The organism is Pantoea sp. YR525 (assembly GCF_900116775.1).
In the GTDB taxonomy this organism is placed as follows: Bacteria; Pseudomonadota; Gammaproteobacteria; order Enterobacterales; family Enterobacteriaceae; genus Pantoea; species Pantoea symbiotica.
This window is the reverse complement of sequence record NZ_FPBU01000018.1, coordinates 18,348-35,299: the sequence shown is the minus strand read 5'-3', so window position 1 is coordinate 35,299 and position 16,952 is coordinate 18,348. Positions and strand designations below refer to the sequence as shown.

Here is a 16,952-nt window from a genome sequence, read left to right as displayed (position 1 = left end):
CAAAATTCAGCAGGAAATGCGGACCGACCTGATGATTTAGCGCGGTCGCCATAAATGGCGCCCCTACGATCACGATTGTGTACTTGCCAGATAGGAGAAGGCACTCAGCAGGCTGATTAACGTGTTCATGTCGTCGGCACAATAGCCAACAGTGACCGCGTCAATACGCGTCACGCCGGGAATCAGACTGAACAGGTCCGCCAATACCGGTTTGCTGGCTTGCAGCTGCATCTCATAAGGCGCGCTCAGCCGCGTGGTGCTGATCTGGCGTTTGCGCTGCACCGCAGCAGTTGCCGCAGCGCGAATGGCGTTTTGCGCTGCCTGCGGGCTGATGGATTCTGCACAGGTATGCGAGATGGCGCGTTTCACACAGACGTAATCCACCGAGGGATAATGCTCGGCAATCCAGCCTTTGAGCTGATCGTCACCGCTTACCAGCCACAGCGGCGTGCCCTGTTCGGCAGCGGCTGCGGCGTAGATGTCGGTCTCGCCCATCACCTTGCCGTTGATGTGAATGCGCCAGAACGCACGGCCATTAATGGTGTGCGCCAGCACGCCGGGTTCGCCCGCCGCGCTGTGATAGCCGATAAAGAACAGGCCATCAAACGGTTGCTGCTCAATGCCTTCCACCATTGATAAGCCGCGCGGTTTGCCCTGCACCATGCGCGCGCGGGGATCAATATTTTCCGCGCGCAGGTTGGTCATCTGCGCGTGGCTGTCGGCCACCACCACTTCCGTCGCGCCACCGGCAAAGGCGCCATCAATGGCGGCGTTGACTTCTTGTTCCATGAGTCCGCGCGCCAGTTGGTATTCCGCGTGGCCGGGAGAACACTGTTCCGGGCGCATGACGCCGGCGATGCCTTCGATGTCGGCAGAGATGAAGATTTTCATGAGGTTGGTTCCGTGCGGTTATTGGCAGAGGTCGCCATGAATGGCGACCCTACGATGCAGCTAATCGATCTAATACTTCGGTTAACGACGGGCGATGATGGCCGCGGAAACCGGTGACGGCTTCGGCGCTGAGTAAGGCATCCAGCACCGCGTGTTCGGTGGCATCGGCGGCGGCGGCGAGCATCGGTTCCAGCGTGGATTCTTCTGGCGGTTGCGGCTGTGGCTGGGTGGAAAATGCCACTGCAATATCGCCCGAACCGTGGCCCCAATAGCTGCCCATGCGCCCCAAACCGGCCCCGGCGCGTTTGGCGATGCGCTTCAGCTGACGCGCATCAAGCGGTGCATCGGTCGCCATAATAATGATGATGGAACCGGCATCGCGTTGCGGCGTCAGTTCCGGCAGCAGCGGCGCGATCATTTCGCCAAAGCGCACGCCATCCAGCGTCAGCGCGGTTAATGCGCCGAAGTTCGCCAGCACCAGCACGCCCAGCGTGGCGTTGAGCGACGGAATGATGCGCGATGCTGTACCAATGCCGCCTTTCAAACTGAAACAGCTCATGCCGCGCCCGGCACCAACGCTGCCGCGATCGAAATCTGCCGTGGCGTCATAGAGTGCTTGCTGCGCCATCGTTTCAGTGATCGCCAGCGCCTGAATATCGTTGAGCCAGCCGTCGTTGCACTCCAGCGCCAGCGGATTGACCGTGGGCAAGCTGCGGCCCAACTCGCTGTTGCGGCTGATGGCATCGCGCACCAGCGTGGTAAACAGCGTGCCGACCGCCAGCGTGTTGCTTAGCAATATCGGCGTTTGCAGCACGCCCAACTCTTCAACCTGCACCAGGCCAACCGGCTTGGCGAAACCGTTAAACACCGCCGCCGCACAAGGCAGCGGCTGGGTAAACAGATTGTCGCCCGGCGGCACAATCGCGGTGACGCCGGTTTGCCGTTCGCCATCGGCTAACGTGTAGTGACCGACGCGCACGCCCGGCACATCGCTAATGCGATTGGTTGGCCCGCTGGCGCTGCGCGGTTGTCCAAGCTGACGCTCGCTGCGCCAGCGTTGCAGCAGCGCGTCGCGCTGCAGTTGTTGAAAGTCCATGCTTAGCTCTTCAGTTTGGGATCGAGCGTGTCGCGCAGCGCATCACCCAACAGGTTAAACGCCAGCACGGTAATAAATATCGCCAGACCTGGAAACACGCTGACGTGCCACAAGCCAGCCATCATCATGCTGCGGCTCATCGCCAGAATATTGCCCCACTCCGGCACATCGGGTTCCGGGCCGAGGCCGATAAAACTCAGCCCGGCGGCGGTCAGAATACTGGTGCCGATACGCATAGTGAAATAGACAATCACGTTTGACAGCGTGCCCGGCAAAATGTGGCGCAGCAGAATCACGCGATCCGGCGCACCGGCACAGCGCACCGCTTCGACATACGCCGCCTGTTTCAGCGACAGCGTTGACGCACGCACGATGCGGGCAAACACCGGCACGCTGAAGATCGCTACCGCGATGATGACGTTGTTGAGTCCTGGACCGAGAATCGCCACCACCGCAATCGCCAGCAGCATACCGGGAAAGGCGAACAGCACGTCGGAACCACGCATAATCAGCATATCGATCCAGCGTCCGTAATAGCCCGCCAGCAGGCCGAGCAGCACGCCAACCACCATGCCGAGCGTCACCGACAACACGCCGACATACAGCGAGATACGCGCGCCAAAGATGATGCGGCTGAACAGATCGCGGCCGAGTTCGTCGGTGCCCATCCAGTGCGTGCTGGAGGGCGGCGATGACAGCGCCATCCAGTCGGGTGCCATCGGATCCCATGGCGCCAGCCAGGGCGCGAAAATGGCCACCAGCACCAGCAGCAGCACAAAGCCGCCGGAGACCAGCGCCAGCGGATTACGCACCAGCGCGTGCAGGAAATCGCGCCACGGCGAACGGATCGCCTCCTGCGCGTGGGCAGGCAGAGATTGCAGACTCATCAGGGCTCCTGTCGCAGGCGAATCGCTGGGTTGACCACGGCATACAGCAGATCGACCAGCAGGTTAATGACAATAAATTCAAACACGAACAGCATGACTAACGCCTGGATCACCGGCTGATCCTGCGCCTTGATCGACTCGATCAACAGCCAGCCCAATCCCGGCCAGTTGAACACGCTCTCGACCACGATCGATCCGCCGAGCAGAAAACCGAACTGCAAACCGAGCATGGTGATCACCGGGATCAACGCATTGCGCATGACGTGTTTCCACGTCACCAGCCGATTGCGCAGCCCTTTGGCTTTGGCGGTGCGCACGTAATCTTCCTGCGCCACTTCGAGAAATGCCGAGCGGGTGAAGCGCGCCATCACCGCCGCCACCGAGGAACCGAGCGTGATTGCCGGTAATACGATGTCGCTGGGTTGGTTAAAGCCGCTGACGGAGAACAGGCCAAACGGCATGGCGACGAACTGGATCAGCAGCAGGCCGAGCCAGAAAGTGGGCATCGAGATGCCGCCGACGGCGACGCTCATTAAGGTCCAGTCCTGCCATTTACCGCGTTTCAGGGCGGCAAATACGCCGAGGAATAAGCCCAGAATCACCGACCAGGCAAAACCGGCCAGCGCCAGCCACAGCGTGGGCATAAAGCCCTGTTTGATCACGTCCAGCACCGGCTGTTGAGTGCGGTAAGTGACGCCCAAATCGCCGCGCAGCAGGCCGCCAATCCAGTTGATATATTGCTGCGGCAGCGGATCGTTGAGTCCAAGATGCTGACGCGCTGCTTCCACCGCGGCCAAAGGCGCATCCGGTCCGGCGTAGATGCGCGCCGGATCGCCAGGCAGCAGTTTGATGAAGCCGAAGACCAGCAGCGAGACCACCAGCAATACGGGGATCATCTCCAGCAGTCGGCGAATGATGTATGCGAACATGCGGTTCCTTTTGGTTGGGTGCGGATTGTTCCAGGTGCGCATGAATGCGCACCCTACAACGTAGGGTCGCCATGAATGGCGACCGCCAACCTTTACTTAAACGTCGCCTGATTAAACAGGAAGTTGCCATCTGGCAGCATCGACACTCCGCTCAGCGTGCTGCGTTTGCCGACCAGATTGTCTGGCGTGCCGAGGAAGGCGACTGGCGCCTCTTTCCACAACACTTTCTGTGCCTCGGCGTAGGCCTCGCCACGCTTAGCCGGATCGGCGGTGGCTAAACCACCGGCAATTGCTTTGTCGGCTTCGGCATTGCTGAAGTACGAGACGTTATACGAGGTCGGCACCCAGGATTCGGTGGCGTAGAGTGGACGCAAGGCCCAATCGGCATCACCGGTTGATGTCGACCAGCCGCCGTAATAGAGATCAAATTCCGCCTCTTTCGGGTCCTTCACGCCCCACAGTTTGGCGTTGCGCGTGCCGGAATCCATCGGCGTTACCGTGGCGCGAATGCCCACCGTTGCCAGCTGCGCTTTCAATACCTGCGCGGCACGCACGCTGGCGGTGGCGTTGGTGACCCACAGTTTAAGATCGAGGCCGTTCGGATAACCGGCGGCTTTCAGCAGCGCTTTGGCTTCATCCGGCGCATAGCGATAGTTCGGCGCGCTCTGCTTCTGATAGAACTGCACGCCTTCCGGAATCGCCGAGCTGGCCGGTTTGCCCATGCCGGCAAATGCCACTTTCAGCCACAGATCGCGGTCGATGGCATAGTTGATCGCCTGACGCACTCGCACATCATTCAGCGGTTTGTGCTGGGTGTTGATCGCCATGTAATAGAGATAAATGCTCGGATCGCGCTGCACCGCCAGTTTGCTGTCGCTCTGCACGGTGGCGATCAGATCGGATGGCAATGGCCAGATCGCATCCACCTGACCGGACTTCAGTGCCGCAACGCGCGTGGCATCTTCCGGGCTTGGCGAGAAGATCACGTTATCCACTTTCGGCCAGCCTTTTTGCCAGTAGCCGTCGTACTTCGCCAGCGTCACGGCTTTACCCGGCTGCCAGGTCACGAATTTGAAGGGACCGGTGCCGACCGGATGCAGGCGCAGCTGCGCTTCTTCCGGATACTGCTTGAGAATCGCCGGGCTCCACATCACCGCCGACGGATGCGCCAGCGTGTTGATGAAGGCACCAAACGATTGGTTCAGCTCGATTTTCACCTGATCCGGTGCCAGCACCGTCACCTTGGCAATCATCTTGTAGAGGCTGTTGCGCTTGAGGCCTTTGGTCTGATCGGCAAGGCGATCGAGGTTGGCTTTTACCGCTGCGGCATCGAACGGCGTGCCGTCCTGGAAGGTCACGTCTTTACGCAGCGTCAGGGTAAATTCGGTGGCGCTGTCGTTGCTGGTGTAGCTGGTGGCGAGCCACGGCTGCAGCTTCATCTTTGCATCGAACTGGAACAGACGTTCGAAGATGCCGCTCTGCACCGAGTAGCTGACGTTATCGGAGGTATCGTGCGGATCGAGGCCGGTGATGTCGGCATACATCGAAATGCGCAGATCCTGCGCCTGAGCGGCGGCGGCCAGCGAGAGGGTCAATCCCAGCGCGAGCGCAGTACGGCGGAAAATCGGGTTCATGAAATCTCCTGGTATTGAGGGTTAGCGCGAAACAAAATCAGCGACCCAGTGTTGCGGAGCAACCTGGCGATAACGCGGTTTAACGACCGTTTCTCCTACCTTGCGCAGCGGCGAAGGAATTTCGCTTTCCTCGAAAGTGCGGGGTTGACGGTTCTGGGGATCGGCCACCGGCACCGAGGCCAGCAGACGTTGGGTATACGGATGTTGCGGCTGGTTGAACACCGATTGACGCGGCCCCAGCTCAACAATCTGGCCGAGATACATTACCGCCACGCGGTTAGCGATACGTTCCACCACCGCCATATCGTGCGAGATAAAAATCCATGCCACGCCGGTTTGCTGTTGCAGATCCATCATCAGGTTCACCACCTGCGCCTGAATCGACACATCCAGCGCCGAGACGGCTTCGTCAGCGATGATCACTTTGGGTTTCAGTGCCATGGCGCGTGCAATGGCGATACGCTGACGCTGGCCGCCAGAAAATTCATGCGGATAGCGCTGCGCATGTTCCGGCAATAAGCCCACGCTTTTCAGCAACGCATCGACATGCGGCGACGCTTCTTCCAGCGACTTCACCATGCCGTGCAGCAGCAGCGGTTCGGCAATGGTAAAGCCGACGGTGAGACGCGGATTGAGCGAGGCGTAAGGGTCCTGAAACACCATCTGAATTTCACGGCGCAGCGGCTGGAACTGCGCCTCTTTCAGGTTGGCGATTTCATTGCCCTGGAAATGAATGCTGTCGGCGTCGCTGTTGATCAGCCGCATCAGCGCACGACCGGTGGTGGATTTACCGCAACCGCTTTCGCCGACAATCGCCAGGGTTTCGCCCGGCCACAGGCTGAAATCGATCTGCTCCACCGCGTGCACCTGATGGGTGAGCGCTGAGAAAATGCCGCTGCGAATCGGGTAGTAGACTTTCAGGCCGCGTACATCCAGTAGCGGCGTTTCGTCGTAGCGCGCGGTGCGCTGCTCGCTGTTATCGCTGGCATTGCTGCCCAACAACGGAAAGCGCTGCGGCCATGCGTGTTCGCGCATATCTCCGAGCTTCGGCACTGCGGCCAATAATGCTTTGGTGTAAGGATGCTGCGGCGCGTTGAAGATTTCAGCTACCGTGCCCTGCTCAACCACCTCGCCGCGCAGCATCACCACCACGCGATCGGCGATTTCTGCCACCACGCCCATGTCGTGGGTGATGAACAGCACCGCCATCTGCTTCTCGCGTTGCAGGTCACGCAGGATGTGCAGAATGCGCGCCTGCACCGTGACATCCAGCGCGGTGGTCGGCTCATCGGCGATCAGCAGTTGCGGATCGCAGGCCAGCGCCTGAGCAATCATCACGCGCTGGCGCATGCCGCCCGATAGCGAATGCGGATAGCTTTTCATCACGCGATCGACATCAGCAATGCGCACCTGGCGAAGTAACTCACGGGCGCGCGCCTCGGCCTGACTTTTGTCGCAAATCTGATGATCCCGCAGCGCTTCGGTCAGCTGATCGCCGACGCGCAGCACCGGATTGAGCGAGGTCATCGGCTCCTGAAAAATCATCGCCATTTCGCGGCCACGCAAAGCACGGCGCTGGGTTTCATTCAGTGTGGCAAGCTGATGCGCGTTGCCCTGACGATCACGGAACTGCATGCTGCCGCGATCGATACGCCCGGATGCGGCCAGCAAACCCATTACCGCCAGCGAAGTGACCGATTTACCCGAGCCACTTTCACCGACCACGGCGACAATTTCGCCCTGATGAATATTAAAACTGATGCCCTTCAGCGCCTGATTTTCGCCGCTGCGGCCGCGAAAACTGACGCTGAGATCCTGAATCGCGAGCACCGGTGCTGAACCGGCAACGCTGGCGGCGTTGGGTGTAAGTAAAGTGTCCGTCATCGTTGCTCCGCGTGCGGGTTACAGCCAGATTTGGCCTTGAGCGTAAGAAAGGAAGGGCGAGCTATCGGCGGCCAGCCAGATTGGGCCATCGAGATCGACATGCTCAGCGGCAATCGCCACCGGCAGCGCTGCTTCCATCGCCAGTGAAGAGCCGAGCATGCAGCCGACCATCAACCGCATATCGCGCTTCTGCGCCTCTTCCACCATCGCCAGCGCTTCGGTCAACCCGCCGCATTTATCCAGCTTGATGTTGATCATCTCGTAGCGATTGCGCAGCTTCGCGATGTCTTCACGTGTGTGGCAGCTCTCATCGGCACACACCGGAATCGGGTGTGCGAAGCGCTGCAACTCCTGATCCTGGCCCGCTGGTAGCGGCTGCTCGATCATCGCGATGTTAAAACTCGCCAGCGCGTTGAACAGGCTGGGCAAATCCACGCCCGACCAGGCTTCATTGGCATCAATGATTAAGGTGGCGCGCGGCGCGGCCTGACGAATCGCGGCGACTTTTTCCAGAATCTCGTCGCGATTGAGTTTGATTTTCAGCAGGATGGCGCCGCGTGATACCGCATCGGCAGCGGCGGCGGCCATGTTCTCGATGGAATCGAGGCTAAGGGTTTCGGCGGTGATCACCGATGGCGGCTGACGACGCTCGCACTGTTGCCACAGCGTGTGCTTCGCCAGCGCGGCATCAAGACGCCACAGCGCGCAGTCCAGCGCATTACGCGCTGAACCGGCAGACAAACGGCTTTGCAGATCGAGGCGGCTCAGGCCTGCTTCCATGTCGGCGCGCAGCGCTTCCAGTTCGGCGTTGACGCTTTCTGGCGTTTCATCGTAGCGCGGCGTGGGCGTACATTCGCCGCGGCCAATAAAGCCGTTCTGCTCCAGCGTCACGCGAATCACCGTGACCGCCGTGCGTGTGCCGCGTGAGATGGCAAACGGACGCGCCAGCGGCAGCTCCAGCACTTCAATCTGCATGCGCCGCATAATTAGCCACGCTCCTGCAGCAGCGCGGCGATATCCGCAATGCCGAAACGCACCGGATCGGTGGCTGGCACGCCGAATTCTGCGCTGATTTCTGCGCAATAGGCGCGCGCTTCTTCTTCGCTGTAGTTTGAGGTGTTGATAGCGAAACCGGCCAGTTGCACCGCGTCGCTGGTAACGTGCGCCGCGCGCAGGTTGGCTTCAACGCAATCTTTCAGGCTGACCATCGGCTGATGCGGCAGATGACGCATATGCGGACGGCCCATTTCATGGCACATCACCAGCCAGTGCGGCTGCGCACCGTGGATCAGGCCCATGCTGACGCCAGCATAGGAAGGATGGAACAGCGAACCCTGGCCTTCGACGATATCCCAGTGATCGGCGTCATTGGCTGGTGACAGCGCTTCAACCGCACCGGCGATGAAGTCGGCAATTACTGCATCAATCGCGATACCTTCGCCCGCCACCAAAATGCCGGTCTGGCCGGTGGCGCGGAAATCGGCTTTCATGCCGCGTTCACGCATCGCGGCTTCCAGCGCCAGCGAGGTGTACATCTTGCCTACCGAGCAGTCAGTGCCGACAGTAAGTACACGCTTACCTGTGCGCTTTTTACCGCTGCCTACTTCCAGTTTTGGACGCATGTGACGCAGGTCGAACAGCTCAACACCGAACTCTTTGGCCAACGCCACCAGCTCTGGCTCATCCACCAGACGATGGTGCAAACCGCTGGCAACGTTCATCCCGGCAGAGATGGCGCTTTTTACCGTGTCGAGCCAATGCGTGGGCAAGTAACCGCCGGCATTCGCGGTGCCGAGCACCAGCGTTTTAGCACCGCGCGCTTTGGCAGCGGCAATGTCGAGGACCTCGAGGCCCAGCGATACGGTGCAGCCCGGCAATTTGATTTCGCCAACGCACTGCTCTGGACGCCAGACGTGGATGCCGCGTGCGGTTTTAGCGGCCAGTGGATCGGTTACGTCGCCGAGGAAGAGTAAATAAGGTTGTGGGATCAGCATGATGTTTCTCGTTTCAGACGGTTTATAGGGCCTGAATTGACTATTTCATGCAGGAGAAGGGGTGACGAATGCTTGTTTAGTTGCGGGGTATAACGTGCGGCTATAGCCAGATCGAAATCTGATGGCTGAAGGGTTTTATCAGCAAGTTAGGGGGAAAATGGGGGGAATTGCGGCTGGAGAGATAAGAAAACAGTTGATAACCACAGGTCGATCCCTGACCGCGATTATCGAGGGTATTCTGTTTGCGCTGGATTAATGCTGTGCGCCTGGCGGTACGTGCTTGAAGGTTTCAACATAAGCGTTAAACACGTAGCGGAAAAAGCGTTTCATAAGGCACCTGGTTCAAAAATTGTTGAAGAAATACGCAAAAAGTATAGCCGCTGAGCGTTTTTACCGCAATTATTTTTGAAGTAGATCACAGAATTGGGGTTTGGTGCGGATGTGAAGAAGAGGTCGCCATGAATGGCGACCCTACAAATTAAAACCAGCCTAAATGCTCGCTTAAAATGGTGCAGCCAATGCTGATCAGCACTACGCCGCCCAGCACTTCGGCCCATTTGCCCATCACCGGACCGATAAATCGGCCAACCAGCACGCCGGTGGTCGCCATAATAGTGGTAGCGGCGCCGATGGTGATGGCGGTCATGATGATATTCACCTGCAGGAACGCCAGGCCAACACCCACGGCCAGCGCATCAAGACTGGTGGCGACGGCGGTTAACGCCAGCACCATAAAACCGTGACGCTGCGGCGCTTCGCACGGCTCATCGGCGGTTTGACGGAAACCTTCCATCATCATACGGCCGCCCAGCACGGTTAACAGCACGAACGCCACCCAGTGATCCCACGCCATGATGTAGCGGCTGGCCGCAAGACCAATTGCCCAGCCAATCAGCGGCGTTAACATCTCGATGACGCCAAAGATCAAACCGGTACGCAGCGCTTCTTTGAAATTCGGGCGATGCAGCGATGCGCCTTTGCCCAATGCTGCGGCGAAAGCGTCCATCGACATGCCAAAGGCCAAAATCAGGGTTGCGATAAATGTCATGGGTTTTCAATCAATGCTGCGGAACAGGCGCTAAAGCCGCTACTTATCCGCATTTATTGTTCAGTAATGAAAAAGTGCGCGCAGTCTAACACGCAAAAACGGCAAAAAAAAGACAGTAAAATCAGGGATTTAAGTATAGCAAAGGCTATAACTCTTAACTTTCGCTATTTTTGACGCTAAGTGAATGGAATAGAAGAAATTTCTTAGCGTGATTCGGCACGGGGATTGCACCCTAGCGCGGTTTTATGCGCTAATGCCCGCGCTAACTGATTTGGAAAACGACCATGAATAACCCATTCGAAACGCTGATCATCCCAGGCGGCATTCTGCTACTGGGCTTTCTTTCTGCACTGCTGCTGCCCGCACCTTCATTTGGTATTGAGCTGGCAAAACAGCTGCAGGAAAGCCTGCACCTGATGGATGTTAATCAGCTGTATACCATCGTCTTTAGTTTGTGGTTTTTACTGCTGGGCGCGATTGAGTTTTTCGTGATTCGCTTCCTCTGGCGCCGCCGATCGCGCTGATCATTTTTCCGGCAAGGTGATGCATTTTTCTTCTGGCGGGCACCCACGCCCAAGCTGAAATTCATCACCACAAAAATGTAACATTACTTTTACACGATATGGCGAAATATCGCGCAACATAAAATCCGCATAAATAATCAATTTAGTTAAAACTCATTATTTTCAACACATTAAAATGTGACACACCTCACTCAACGTTTTCAATCCCACCAAAAGCACTCACAATAGCGTAACAACTGCATTACTCTAACCGTCTGATTAAGAGATAAAAATCCCTTATGACCGCGGGGTTGAGCTGATTAATTCTTATGCTGAATCATTTCCGCCTTTAAAAAATAAACAAACGTTTAATTCCGATACGAGAATGTTATATTCGAATGCATATGCATAACGTGCAGTTAACCGTTATCGTCCCCATGACTTATACCTGAGTCTTAACCTTTGAGAGATAGCGCCACGCGCTCGAAAGAAGCGCGGCTATTTCGCCTGCGAACCTGTTGAGCTTCAGGTCAACAGAGAGAGGAGATGTCGCCTCATGAGTACTACTGCGGTAAATCTGGCGCTCGCCGCCGCTGGCATGGAAAGTGCAAACCTTCAGGAACGAAAAGACGTCGACGTACTGCTGATTGGCGCAGGCGTGATGAGTGCGACTTTGGGCGCATGGCTGCAAGATCTCGAGCCTGACTGGTCGATTGAGATGGTTGAACGTCTTGATGACGTGGCTGTTGAATCCTCTAATGGCTGGAACAACGCCGGAACCGGACACGCCGCGCTGGCGGAGCTCAACTATACGCCGCAGAAGGCGGATGGCAGCATCGACATCGCCAAAGCGGTGGCGATTAACGAATCGTTCCAGATTTCGCGCCAGTTCTGGGCGTATCACGTTCAGAAAGGCAACCTGCGCAATCCTAAAAGCTTTATCCACAGTACGCCGCACATGAGTTTCGTCTGGGGCGACGATAACGTTGAATTCCTGCGCAAGCGTTTCAATGCGTTGCAGAAAAGCACGCTGTTCCGTGGCATGAATTACTCTGAAGACCGCGATCAAATCACCCAGTGGATTCCGCTGGTGATGAACGGGCGTGACAGCAAACAGAAAGTCGCGGCTACCTGGACCGAAATGGGCACCGACGTGAACTTCGGTGAAGTGACGCGTCAGCTGATTGCTTCTTTAGAGAAGAAAGCCAATTTCCGCCTGCGTCTGCGCCATGAAGTGCGTGATATCAAACGCCTGAGCGACGGTCGCTGGCAGGTTACGCTGCATAATCTGGCCAGCGGTGAAAATCGCGTGCTGACCACGCGCCAGCTGTTTATTGGTGCGGGCGGCGCGGCGTTACCGCTGCTGCAGAAATCCGGCATTCCGGAAGTGAAAGGCTACGCCGGTTTCCCGGTGGGCGGTTCATTCCTGGTGACGGAAAATCCTGACGTCGTGAAACAGCACATGGCGAAGGTGTATGGCAAAGCCAGCGTTGGCGCACCGCCGATGTCGGTGCCACACGTCGATACCCGCGTGCTGGATGGCAAACAGGTGCTGCTGTTTGGGCCGTTTGCGACCTTCTCCACCAAATTCCTCAAGCAGGGTTCGCTGCTGGATATGTTCGGCGCGATGAACACCAGCAACCTCAAGCCGATGGTGCAGGTTGGCCTGAAGAGCTTCGACCTGGTGAAATATCTGGTTGATCAGGTTTTGCAAAGCGACAGCGATCGTATGGAAGCGTTGCGCGCTTACGTGCCGCAGGCGAAGCAGGAAGATTGGCGTTTAGTCACTGCCGGCCAGCGCGTGCAGATCATCAAGAACGATGCCGTTGAAGGCGGCGTGCTGCGTCTTGGTACCGAAGTGGTGACCTCGGAAGATGGTTCGATTTCGGCGTTGCTGGGCGCTTCGCCAGGCGCCTCCACCGCCGCGCCGATTATGCTTGAGCTGATGGCGAAAGCCTTCCCGGAACAGATGCGTTCACCGGAATGGCAGACCAAAATCCGCATGGTTATCCCATCGTGGGGCCGCAAGCTGAACGGCGACGTCGCATTGACCGAGAAAGTGCTGGCTGACACCAGCCGCGTGCTGCAACTCGATTACGAGCCGGTGATTACACCTGATGCCGCCAACGATGAAGCGCGCGAAACGGCGCACGTGGTGGGGAAGTAATAAGGTAGTTCTATCCTGGTCGCCATGAATGGCGACCCTACAAGGGGTGAGCGTCGCTCGCCCCTTATTCCTTTTTTCTATTCCCCCGTAATTATTGACATCGTTGATTATATTTAATGATTGCGTTAATTAAATGCTAAAAACCTTTTCCTGTATAAAATTGATTTAACTGACTTCGCATACTCTCTATACGCGAATTGATGCAATCATATTAACCCGCATCAAATATCTCTTAATGTATAATGAGGTCATTGCGATGACAGTGAAAAATAATTATTCATCCTGCGCCATTCGTTTTCTCAATAAAAAAGATACCATCGCCCTGCGGTTATCCTTGATCGTTGTTTTCCTATTTTTTGGTATCGCCAAGTGGTTTGAATTTGAAGTGGAGGCGCTGACTCCGATAATTACCACAACATGGCTCAGTATTTTGAAGGACATGCTGGGACTGCATGGCACCAGCTACTTTCTTGGCGTAGTGGAATTAACCACCGTGGCGCTGCTGGTGCTGGGATTCAAAAATCCGATGGCGGGTGCCGCTGGCGCCACGTTGATCGTTTTAACGGGTGTGGTGACATTGAGCCTACTGCCACAGCTTGGCACGATCGATAGTTTTATACTAAAAGATATTATGGTTGTAGCTATTGGTTTAACATTGCTTAAACAAGATTTAGTTCGCTGGCAGCAAGCTTAAGCTCACCTCCCAAACAATGAATTATTCAAAGAGATAATATGATCATGGAACAACAATTCTCTGAAGCTGATGAAGCTTATATGACAAAAAAAATACCTCAATATATAGATGCGTTGGTTGAGAAGATTAATGACAAAATTATTGAAACAGAAACGACTGCCAGCTGGGATTTTGTTTCGCGCGGCATTACCTTTAATGACCACTTCCCCGCTAATGCCGATTTTTTGACAATCAGCGTGGTTGAAACGCTTTTTCATAAACTCCACGCCGGAGATAAAGACTTAGCTGAATTAATGCTGACGATGATGGGTAAGCAAGCGGGAATAGAGCTAAAACGGTGTTAATATTTTATCGCAATGAAAACACTATTAAACCCACGTTGCTGCGTAATAAGCAGCAACGTGGATAATGAATATGATTAACTCAACAATACCGCGTCGTACAACATCCAGCCCGTTGTCGCCACCAGCGATAGCGCCATTAAGCTGTTAAACGCCTGACGTTTCCAAGCCACCTGCAGATGGCTGCGCAGGCGATCGCCGAGCGCTGCCCATATCAAAATGCACGGCAGATTCAGTGCCGCAAATCCCAGCAATACCGTCAGCACGCCGTTGCTGTTGGCGTACATCAGCGCCACGTTGGTGACCATCAGCCAGGCTTTGGGATTGACCGCTTGAAACAGGATGCCGCCCACCAACGTCATGGGACGCGGACGTTCACGCAGTTGCGGCGCGCCGGCACGGAAAATCTTCCACGAAAGCCACAGCAGATAGCTACAGCCAACCACCGTCAGCGGCAGGCGAATCGCACCCATCCAGTGCAGCAACACATCTAGCGCCACACTCGCCAGCAGCATCTGTATCGCACAGCCCAGCAGGATGCCAAACAGCATCGGCAGCGTGCGTTTAAAGCCAAAGTTAACGCCCGACGTCGCCAGCAACAGGTTGTTCGGACCTGGCGTGATCGACATAACGGTGACGTAGCTGAAGAATGAGGGATCGAGCATGATGCGCTTCCTGAAGTATCAATGATGTCTTCATGCTAGTGCGAACGCTGCAATGGAAACAGAGACACAAAACCACTATTGTAATGGATACAGTTGTCTCAAAAATGAATTGTACCTATTGCGCGCGGAGGCTTTTGTGTCCCTTCCACTTTCATCTGGTCAAACGCTGTATCAGCAGCTGGTCGATAGCTTTGCCGAGTCGATTCATCAGGGCACGTTGAAGCCCGGCAAGCGGCTGCCGGCGATACGTCGCGTGGCACAATCGCATCAGGTGAGTATCAATACCGTGCTTAATGCGTGGCAAATTCTCGAAGATCGTGGCTTGATTGAATCGCGTCCGCAGTCGGGTTACTACGTACGTGGCGTGCTGCCCGCCGTGACGCGCCCGGTAAAACCGCTGCCAGCAAAAATCAACGATCCCAGCGCGCAAAAGCTGGAGCTGATTGAGCAAGTGTTCGCGGCGCAAAATAATCCCGATTACACCAATATCTCGCTGGCCTGTCCGCAGGATGGCACCTTCTATCCGGCGGCGCGAATAGCGCGAATTACTGCGTCGATTTTGCGCCAGAATCCCGACATTATCGGACGCTATGCGCTTCCGCCTGGTAGTGAGCGCTTACGGGAGGAGATTGCGCGTCGCGCTCTGCACAACGGCATCAATCTGCCGCCGCAGGCGATCACGCTGACGCACGGCTGCATGGAAGCGCTCCAGCTGGCGCTGCGTGCGGTGACCAAACCTGGCGATTGTATTGGTCTGGAATCGCCAACCTATTTCTTCCTGTTCCCGCTGCTGGCGTCGCTGGGTTTGAAGGCGCTGGAAATTCCCACCGATCCGCAACAGGGACTGTCGCTGGATGCGCTGGAGATGTTGTTACAGGAGAAGCGGATTCAGGCGGTGATCGCCATGCCGGGCGCGCAGAACCCGTTGGGATACGTGATGCCGCTGGAGAACAAAAAGCGGCTGGCGAAGTTAGTGAATACTTACCACGTTCCACTGCTGGAGGATGGTTTGTATGACGAATTGCAGTTTGAGTGGCCGCTGTCGCCGCCGGTGAAGGCGTTTGATAGCGATGGCTGGGTGATTTACTGCACCAGCTTTACCAAAACCGTGGCGCCCGATTTCCGCGTCGGCTGGACGGCCGCCGGGCGTTTTCATGATGCTATCGCTCACCTCAAAGCGGTTTCGTCGATGGCGGAATCACGCTTGTTGAGTGAAACCCTGGCCGAATTCCTTGCCAGCGGCGGCTACGATCATCATCTGCGCACGCTGCGTCGGCGCTATGCCGCCAATCTGGATGCAGCGCGCGGTATCCTGGCTCGCCACTTTCCGCAAGGCACGCGCGCTACCCTGCCGCGCGGCGGGTTTGTTTTTTGGGTCGAACTACCGGGAAATATTGATACCGTGGAGATGTTCCATCGTCTGCTGCAGGAGCAAATCTGTGTGACGCCAGGCGCGCTCTACTCGCTGAGCGATCGTTATAAACACGCCTTGCGTCTCTCCTGCTGTTATCCGTTCGATGAGCGTTATACGTGGGCATTGCAGCGTACCGGCGCGCTGGCCTGTGAAATGACAGGTTTGGCGCCGGGACAGGATCAGGGTTTGCCGTTGCGGCCCCAGGTGGTGTAAGGCTCGCGCTCGGTCAGACGCTCGTAATAGGTCTGGACCGCCGGGAAGTTAGGATGCTCCAGCGGGGTTTCAAACCAGCGGTTCACCGCCAGACCAACCGGAATATCTGCCAGCGAGAAGTTGCGGCCTGCGACGTAGCGCCCGGTTTTCTCCAGATGCTGGTTGAGAATGTTCATGGTGTGCGTCCAGCCTTTAACGGCCGCCGCCAGCAAACGGGGATCCTGATGCGCTGGCGAGTTGCGCACCAGTGACATAAACGCGTAGCGCCATGAGGTATTGAGTTCGGTGGCTTGCCAATCCATCCACTGATCGACCGGCGCGCGTGCGCGTGGATTGTCAGGATAGAGCCATTCGCCGCCATTGCTGTTGGCGAGATAGCGCAGAATGGTGTTGGATTCCCACAGCACGAAGTCGTCCTCAATAATTACCGGGACCATGGCGTTGGGATTGAGCGCCATAAACTCTGGCGAGTGCAGCGATTGCGGATCATCGCCCCAGGGTTCTAATTCGTACGCAATATCGAGTTCTGCGCACAGCCACAGAACTTTTCGCACGTTAATTGAAGAAGTACGGCCAAGAACTTTTAACATTG

The 16,952-nt window shown here is 56.5% G+C and carries 16 protein-coding genes; 5 read left to right on the top strand and 11 right to left on the bottom strand.

Annotated features, from left to right (window positions below):
- Positions 1–69: 69 nt before the first annotated feature.
- The 9 genes from BM323_RS23710 to mntP form a co-directional block, all read right to left on the bottom strand.
- Positions 70–891, bottom strand: a complete 822-nt coding sequence (locus BM323_RS23710) for a M55 family metallopeptidase (protein WP_008106674.1) — start codon at positions 889–891, stop codon at positions 70–72.
- 49 nt (positions 892–940) lie between these two features.
- On the bottom strand, positions 941–1,987 hold the full coding sequence (locus tag BM323_RS23705; protein ID WP_008106672.1) for a DmpA family aminopeptidase: 1,047 nt from the start codon (positions 1,985–1,987) through the stop codon (positions 941–943).
- 2 nt (positions 1,988–1,989) lie between these two features.
- On the bottom strand, positions 1,990–2,874 hold the full coding sequence (locus BM323_RS23700; protein ID WP_007891891.1) for an ABC transporter permease subunit: 885 nt from the start codon (positions 2,872–2,874) through the stop codon (positions 1,990–1,992).
- Positions 2,874–3,803, bottom strand: a complete 930-nt coding sequence (locus tag BM323_RS23695; RefSeq protein WP_008106670.1) for an ABC transporter permease — start codon at positions 3,801–3,803, stop codon at positions 2,874–2,876. The genes BM323_RS23700 and BM323_RS23695 overlap by 1 nt, the downstream gene beginning before the upstream one ends.
- A 92-nt stretch (positions 3,804–3,895) precedes the next feature.
- Entirely contained in the window at positions 3,896–5,437 is a 1,542-nt protein-coding gene (locus tag BM323_RS23690) for a glutathione ABC transporter substrate-binding protein (RefSeq protein ID WP_008106667.1), read from the bottom strand.
- Between the two features lie 21 nt (positions 5,438–5,458).
- Positions 5,459–7,321 carry an ABC transporter ATP-binding protein gene (locus tag BM323_RS23685; RefSeq protein WP_008106665.1) on the bottom strand — a complete coding sequence of 621 codons (1,863 nt, stop codon included), beginning with the start codon at positions 7,319–7,321 and terminating at the stop codon, positions 5,459–5,461.
- A gap of 18 nt (positions 7,322–7,339) precedes the next feature.
- The gene (gene dgcA, locus BM323_RS23680; RefSeq protein ID WP_008106663.1) at positions 7,340–8,305 is read right to left on the bottom strand and encodes an N-acetyl-D-Glu racemase DgcA; all 966 of its coding nucleotides are present in this window, start codon (positions 8,303–8,305) and stop codon (positions 7,340–7,342) included.
- A 2-nt stretch (positions 8,306–8,307) separates the two neighbouring features.
- Positions 8,308–9,315: an N-acetyltransferase DgcN gene (gene dgcN / locus BM323_RS23675; protein ID WP_008106661.1), complete on the bottom strand. Its 1,008-nt coding sequence runs from the start codon at positions 9,313–9,315 to the stop codon at positions 8,308–8,310.
- A gap of 478 nt (positions 9,316–9,793) precedes the next feature.
- On the bottom strand, positions 9,794–10,363 hold the full coding sequence (gene mntP / locus BM323_RS23670; protein WP_008106659.1) for a manganese efflux pump MntP: 570 nt from the start codon (positions 10,361–10,363) through the stop codon (positions 9,794–9,796).
- A 284-nt stretch (positions 10,364–10,647) separates the two neighbouring features.
- Between mntP and BM323_RS23665 the strand changes: the two genes are divergently transcribed.
- The 4 genes from BM323_RS23665 (at position 10,648) to BM323_RS23650 (ending at position 14,071) form a co-directional block, all read left to right on the top strand.
- Entirely contained in the window at positions 10,648–10,887 is a 240-nt protein-coding gene (locus tag BM323_RS23665; protein WP_007891898.1) for a DUF1158 domain-containing protein, read from the top strand.
- Positions 10,888–11,422: 535 nt separating this feature from the next.
- A complete protein-coding gene (gene mqo / locus BM323_RS23660; RefSeq protein ID WP_091004354.1) occupies positions 11,423–13,033 on the top strand; it encodes a malate dehydrogenase (quinone) in 1,611 nt (536 codons plus the stop codon).
- Between the two features lie 256 nt (positions 13,034–13,289).
- On the top strand, positions 13,290–13,727 hold the full coding sequence (locus BM323_RS23655; protein WP_008106653.1) for a DUF417 family protein: 438 nt from the start codon (positions 13,290–13,292) through the stop codon (positions 13,725–13,727).
- Positions 13,728–13,765: 38 nt separating this feature from the next.
- A complete protein-coding gene (locus tag BM323_RS23650) occupies positions 13,766–14,071 on the top strand; it encodes a hypothetical protein (RefSeq protein ID WP_008106651.1) in 306 nt (101 codons plus the stop codon).
- Between the two features lie 74 nt (positions 14,072–14,145).
- On the opposite strand, the gene BM323_RS23645 is transcribed toward BM323_RS23650, so the two are convergent.
- A complete protein-coding gene (locus BM323_RS23645) occupies positions 14,146–14,733 on the bottom strand; it encodes a LysE family translocator (RefSeq protein WP_008106649.1) in 588 nt (195 codons plus the stop codon).
- Between the two features lie 136 nt (positions 14,734–14,869).
- On the opposite strand from BM323_RS23645, the gene BM323_RS23640 reads away from it, so the two are divergent.
- Positions 14,870–16,360: an aminotransferase-like domain-containing protein gene (locus tag BM323_RS23640; protein WP_008106646.1), complete on the top strand. Its 1,491-nt coding sequence runs from the start codon at positions 14,870–14,872 to the stop codon at positions 16,358–16,360.
- On the opposite strand, the gene BM323_RS23635 is transcribed toward BM323_RS23640, so the two are convergent.
- Positions 16,327–16,950: a glutathione S-transferase family protein gene (locus BM323_RS23635; protein WP_008106644.1), complete on the bottom strand. Its 624-nt coding sequence runs from the start codon at positions 16,948–16,950 to the stop codon at positions 16,327–16,329. The genes BM323_RS23640 and BM323_RS23635 overlap by 34 nt on opposite strands.
- Between the last annotated feature and the right edge of the window lie 2 nt (positions 16,951–16,952).

Coding starts and splice junctions, on each gene's coding strand:
- BM323_RS23710 (WP_008106674.1), bottom strand. CDS start 891: ATGAAAATCTTCATCTCTGCCGACATCGAAGGCATCGCCGGCGTCATG.
- BM323_RS23705 (WP_008106672.1), bottom strand. CDS start 1,987: ATGGACTTTCAACAACTGCAGCGCGACGCGCTGCTGCAACGCTGGCGC.
- BM323_RS23700 (WP_007891891.1), bottom strand. CDS start 2,874: ATGAGTCTGCAATCTCTGCCTGCCCACGCGCAGGAGGCGATCCGTTCG.
- BM323_RS23695 (WP_008106670.1), bottom strand. CDS start 3,803: ATGTTCGCATACATCATTCGCCGACTGCTGGAGATGATCCCCGTATTG.
- BM323_RS23690 (WP_008106667.1), bottom strand. CDS start 5,437: ATGAACCCGATTTTCCGCCGTACTGCGCTCGCGCTGGGATTGACCCTC.
- BM323_RS23685 (WP_008106665.1), bottom strand. CDS start 7,321: ATGACGGACACTTTACTTACACCCAACGCCGCCAGCGTTGCCGGTTCA.
- dgcA (WP_008106663.1), bottom strand. CDS start 8,305: ATGCGGCGCATGCAGATTGAAGTGCTGGAGCTGCCGCTGGCGCGTCCG.
- dgcN (WP_008106661.1), bottom strand. CDS start 9,315: ATGCTGATCCCACAACCTTATTTACTCTTCCTCGGCGACGTAACCGAT.
- mntP (WP_008106659.1), bottom strand. CDS start 10,363: ATGACATTTATCGCAACCCTGATTTTGGCCTTTGGCATGTCGATGGAC.
- BM323_RS23665 (WP_007891898.1), top strand. CDS start 10,648: ATGAATAACCCATTCGAAACGCTGATCATCCCAGGCGGCATTCTGCTA.
- mqo (WP_091004354.1), top strand. CDS start 11,423: ATGAGTACTACTGCGGTAAATCTGGCGCTCGCCGCCGCTGGCATGGAA.
- BM323_RS23655 (WP_008106653.1), top strand. CDS start 13,290: ATGACAGTGAAAAATAATTATTCATCCTGCGCCATTCGTTTTCTCAAT.
- BM323_RS23650 (WP_008106651.1), top strand. CDS start 13,766: ATGATCATGGAACAACAATTCTCTGAAGCTGATGAAGCTTATATGACA.
- BM323_RS23645 (WP_008106649.1), bottom strand. CDS start 14,733: ATGCTCGATCCCTCATTCTTCAGCTACGTCACCGTTATGTCGATCACG.
- BM323_RS23635 (WP_008106644.1), bottom strand. CDS start 16,950: ATGTTAAAAGTTCTTGGCCGTACTTCTTCAATTAACGTGCGAAAAGTT.